This is a genomic window from Methylobacterium sp. WL119 (assembly GCF_008039875.1).
GTDB lineage: Bacteria > Pseudomonadota > Alphaproteobacteria > Rhizobiales > Beijerinckiaceae > Methylobacterium.
The window spans coordinates 1-4,976 of sequence record NZ_VRUU01000177.1; the positions used below are offsets into that span (position 1 = coordinate 1).

Consider the following 4,976-nt stretch of genomic DNA (forward strand, 5'->3'; position numbering starts at 1 on the left):
TCTATGCAAGCTGCTCATCGCGGAGGAGTGTCACGACACGTCCATATCGCAAAGCCATTGCATCAACGGCACGAAAATCGAGTGGGTTCATGTGGACCGCCATGCGATGGTCCTATTCTATCTCATTAGGTCTAAACGCTGTTGGACCAAACCCATGTGCATCGTTGAGCGCCAAAGCCAGGAGCCGGAGCGCGGCGGCTATCGCGCGGTGCAAGGCGGATCAGGTTCGTGGCAGACCACATGAATCTTGTGGATTGGCGCTTCAGCTCGCTAGAGCCCGCATCTCAGGCACACCCTCACGCAGCACGTAGCCGCGGCCCCAGATGGTCTCGATGTAGTTCTTGCCCTGGCTAGCGTTGGCGAGCTTCTTCCGCAACTTACAGATGAACACGTCGATGATCTTCAACTCGGGCTCATCCATGCCGCCGTAGAGATGGTTAAGGAACATCTCCTTGGTGATCGCCGTCCCCTTCCGCAGAGCAAGGAGTTCCAGCATCTGGTACTCTTTGGTCGTGAGGTTGATCGAGGTTCCAGCCACCTGGACGAACTTTTTGTCAATGTTGATCGTGAGATCATCGACCATGACCACGGCTTCGGCATGCCCTTGTGAACGCCGAACAATCGCCTGGATGCGAGCCACGAGTTCGTCCTTGTGGAACGGCTTGGTGAGGTAGTCGTCGGCGCCAAAGCCAAGGCCCTTCACCTTGTCCTCGATGCTGGCCATGCCAGACAGGATCAGGATCGGGGTCTTGACCTTGGCGAGGCGAAGGCTGCGAAGCACCTCATATCCCGACATGTCAGGCAGATTCAGGTCGAGCAGGATGATGTCGTAATCGTAGAGCTTGCCGAGATCGACTCCCTCCTCACCGAGATCGGTGACGAAGGGATTGAACCCGGCCGTCTTGAGCATCAGCTCGATGCTCTGCGCCACTGACGCATCATCCTCGATTAGCAGAACCCGCATCGTCCAACCTCAGAAAATCTAAAAAACTCCTAATGCGATATCCCTAACAGAACCTTGACGTCTAATTTGGTAAGTTGTTATGCGGAGTGACAGGTATTCCGAGGATAGTAACATGACTGGTGGTGCGATGCTCGTTTCGGGGCGGGACGAATTTGAAATGACAGCGGACCTCGTCGCAGCCTACGTCTCGAACAACCGAGTGTCGTTGAGTGAGCTGCCTGGTGTGATCGCCTCTGTGCACGCGGCGTTATCTGGCCTTGGCAAGGAGGAGACAGCCGAGCCCGCCGTTGAGAAGCCGACGCCGGCCCAAATCCGCAAGTCGATCACGCCGGACGGCATGGTCAGCTTCGAGGATGGTAAGACCTACAAGACGATGAAGCGCCACCTCACGCTTCGCGGGCTCACACCGGAGAGCTACCGCGCGAAGTACGGCCTGCCGTCTGACTACCCCATCGTATCGGCCGCCTACTCCGCCAAGCGGTCCGAGCTGGCACGTTCACTCGGCCTCGGCCAGCTGCGGCGCAAGGCAGCTGCTTAAGCTGCCGAGACGGGAGAGACGACCTCCGAGGTGGCTTAAGGCCGCTGAGCAACCCAATTTTATGCGCTGGCGTACACCTTCACAGCGCTGCCGCATTCCAAGCGCTTTCTGAATGGTACCTCCGGGTAAGGGAGCATCAGGTCATGGCTGGAAGCGATCACGAGCCTACCATTCCACCCACCGTGCCGATCACGGGCGTGAACGTCCCAGACCCAACTACCGGGAGTGAGCCTGAAAGCAAAGATCCAGTGGCCGAGGCGCAGAAGAAGCCAAACGATCCAGACACGGCTGCCGAGGACGGTCAAGCCTAGCTTCTGACGAGCGGTGCTCGCACTGGATTGGCATTACATTACACGGACATGGCGCCCGGCGGTCGACCGGGCGCCTTTTGGCTATAAATCAATTTGACTTTGCGCCTGAAGGTGGAAGCGGCTGCGACCTACGCCGCTGCCCGCTCGACGCTCTCCGCCAGTTGACTGGCCATCGTATCCCCCTTGTAGATTTCATCGACTGCCTGCTTGAGCTTGACCGCGTCGTCGCTGCGACCGAGCGCTTTGGCGTAGGCGGCGGCCGAGCCGAAGCCCGCGAGCCCGTAATGCGACATGCGCTGGTACTGAGCGATGATCTGCACGTCGCGCAGCTTGCCGTCGCTCGGCGCCTCCTTGATGCCGTGCTTGAGCGCCTCCGCGACGAGGCCCTCCATACCCTTGCAATGCTCCGGCTTGGTCTCGCCGCCGTTGGCCTGGATCAGGCTCTTGAGCACGTCGGTGTGTTTTTGGATGCCGCCGACTGAGTGCTCCAGCATCTGTTTTAGCTTGGGGTCACTCGCCTGACCGGTGAGCTGCTGGGCAGCCCTCACCATCTGGTCATTGGCCGACCAGAGGTCCTGCATCTCGTCGAGGTAGACTTCTTTCAGGCTGGTGGGTGCGGACATCGCGGGGCTCCTTGGTTGTGTTTCCATAACCGCACCCGACCCCGACAGTTCAGATATCGAGCCTGAATCACTGCGTGGTTAGCCGTCGCGGCCTATGCCGGCCCAACCTTTTTTCAGACAGACGGCTTACAGAAACCCGCTCCCCGCATGATCCTTGAAGGCGTTCGCCCGGTGGATGTACCCGAGCACTGTCCGCGGGTCGCGATGTCCCGACACTTCCATGATGCGGGCGAGGTCGGCCCCACGTTCTGCCGCCGTCGTTACGAACCCGGCCCGCAGGCTGTCCCGCCAAATACTGCCGGATCAAACCCGGCCGCACCGGCATACCGGTTCACGATGTCCCCGATACTACGGTCCGTTAGGGCCTCGGCTCTGATCCGACCGGACCGCGAGATCGGCCGGAACACCGGCCCGTCTGTGATCTCGGCTGCCGCGAGCCAGTCCCGCAGCAGTGCTACCGGGCGGACATGCCGACCATGCGGGATCGCCTTCTCGGCCCCCCTCCCCTCCTGGTCGGTCTTCGAGCGTCGGATCAGCACCCGTAGGCCATCGGTCTGGTCGGTCAGGTCGGAGACGAGCAGCGCGGCCAACTTCGATGCCGGAAGGCACCAGCGAACCCGAGGCCCAGCAGAGCCCGATCCCGCTTGCCGGCAAGCCCAGGCGGGACGTGCGAAAGCATGGCTGCCAACACCTCGGCGGTCGCGGCCGTCTTCTGACGGATCTCCGTGTCGGGCCGGCGTCGGATGCCTTTGATAACCGCATGCACCGTCTCGTGCGCGCCTGGGTCCGGTAGGTCGGCGATCTTGTGCGCGTAGGCGATGGCCGCGAGCCGCCGGCCGATCGTAGATGAGGCCCGCCCGGCCGCTGCCTCGTGCGAGAGGAACGCCGCCACTGTGTCAGGCGCCGCCGGGAGAGACGAGACTCCATGGCCCATGCACCAAGCCGTGAACACCGCCGCGTCCGATTTGTAGGCGCGGACCGTGGCGCTGGCTTTCGAGGCGCGCTGATAGTCCCGTACCAGGGCGAGCGCTTCGGCCGGCAGGTTGCCCCCGGCAAGGGGCAGAGCAGCGATGGCTTGCATCGGGGGTTCAGAACTTGGCATCGAATCCCTTCCCGGACCCGAGGGTCGCCGCTATCATGTCGCCTAGGACGCCGTCCGCCCAATCGTTCGGAAGTCCCATGTAGTGCCCCGGCCTACGGATCATGCCGCACACGAACCGCTTGCCGTCGCGTTCGAGCGCTTGGCATGCACCCTCGGCCGGATGACCGGGAATGTGTTCAAGCGCCACGCTGCACGCCTGCGTCGCGCAGCACCAGCCGCATCCGTTGCAGGGCGAGCCGTAGGCCGGCTTCACCGCAAGGCACTCACCGTTGGTCCCATCTATCAGAACGATCGCTGTCATTGAGACCGCCTACCGGCTGAAACTTCCGAGAATGCACTCGGCCAACGTTGGTCCGGCGCTTTCAATTTGTAATCGCGCCGCTAGCTTCATTTGCAGCGAGCGGTTGAGGTGATGGAGCGGTCAGCACACTTTATGGACATCACACCACTGCTCAACGATCAGCAAGAGGCTCTGGTCAAAGCCGCCGAAGAAGCGGTCTTGGAGCCATTGGCAGACTTTCCGCATATCGAGCTGCGTTCAGGTGTGGAGCCGTGGGACAAGCGGCGCACCGCCGGCAAAATCCTACGTATCGAAATTCCTCACAAAGCTCATTCTGTACTGAATGTTAGCACGGATCGTCCAGACCCGGTGATGCTGATCGAGGCAGCACATGAGGGCCGGCAATCGCACCTCATTCCTCTCCGCATCGCCCGCATGGCTTCCTCACCATTCGCTTTTCTGCGTGGGGCTGCCCAGGTCATGGCCTGGGACCTCGCTCATGGTCCTCGCACCGCAATCGATGTGGTTCTGAACGGGGACGCACACATTTCCAATTTCGGCTTGTTCGGCACCCCACAAGGCGATGTCGTATTGGATCTCAACGACTTCGATGAGGTCACAGTTGGACCGTGGGAGTGGGATCTAAAGCGGCTCTGTGCGAGCATCGAGGTGGCAGCTCGCGACGCTGACGTGCCCCCACCTGAGCGTCGGGAGGCGACGCTGAGCGCCGTGGCAGGCTACCAGCACACGATGAACGATCTTGCCCCTCGCGGATCGCTCGAAGTCTGGCAGTCCGCATCGCGAGCCGACGATCTTGTCTTCGCCGGGATCGAGATCGATGCACGCTCTCAAGCGGTCGTGACCAAGGCCGTTGAGAAGGCTCGGCGGAAAAATAATCAGAGTCTGCTGGCCCGCGTCGGGGAACGTCGTACAGATGGTGGTTGGCGGTTCCGCGAGGATGCGCCGATCCTCGTTCGGGTTGATGATGCCACGCGCGAAGCTGTGACGTCTGGGTTGGAACGTTATGCCGAGACGCTGCCGCGCGAGCGCAGGTTCATGTTGAATATTTATAAGGTGTTCTACGTGTTCTACAGATTGTTTTTGGTCGGCAGCGTCGGGACCCGCGCCTACGTGGCGCTGCTCTGCGGCAACTCGGAC

At 61.2% G+C, this 4,976-nt stretch carries 5 protein-coding genes and 1 pseudogene; 3 read left to right on the top strand and 3 right to left on the bottom strand.

What is annotated here, in order from left to right; genetic code table 11:
• Positions 1-244: hypothetical protein (locus tag FV227_RS29560; RefSeq protein ID WP_210246748.1), on the top strand; the 244-nt coding region annotated here is incomplete at its 5' end.
• 18 nt (positions 245-262) lie between these two features.
• On the opposite strand, the gene FV227_RS27745 is transcribed toward FV227_RS29560, so the two are convergent.
• Positions 263-964: a response regulator transcription factor CtrA gene (locus FV227_RS27745; RefSeq protein WP_147728454.1), complete on the bottom strand. Its 702-nt coding sequence runs from the start codon at positions 962-964 to the stop codon at positions 263-265.
• Positions 965-1,091: 127 nt separating this feature from the next.
• Here FV227_RS27745 and FV227_RS27750 point away from each other — a divergent pair.
• A pseudogene (locus tag FV227_RS27750) lies at positions 1,092-1,499 on the top strand (MucR family transcriptional regulator); the annotation flags it as partial.
• A 442-nt stretch (positions 1,500-1,941) separates the two neighbouring features.
• Here FV227_RS27750 and FV227_RS27755 read toward each other — a convergent pair.
• Together FV227_RS27755 and FV227_RS30205 are read right to left on the bottom strand one after the other, a co-directional pair.
• A complete protein-coding gene (locus FV227_RS27755; RefSeq protein WP_147844146.1) occupies positions 1,942-2,436 on the bottom strand; it encodes a ferritin-like domain-containing protein in 495 nt (164 codons plus the stop codon).
• 562 nt (positions 2,437-2,998) lie between these two features.
• On the bottom strand, positions 2,999-3,517 hold the full coding sequence (locus tag FV227_RS30205; RefSeq protein ID WP_147728455.1) for a site-specific integrase: 519 nt from the start codon (positions 3,515-3,517) through the stop codon (positions 2,999-3,001).
• 454 nt (positions 3,518-3,971) lie between these two features.
• Here FV227_RS30205 and FV227_RS27775 point away from each other — a divergent pair.
• Positions 3,972-4,976 (top strand): DUF2252 family protein (locus tag FV227_RS27775; protein WP_147860397.1); only part of this gene is annotated, 1,005 nt, incomplete at its 3' end.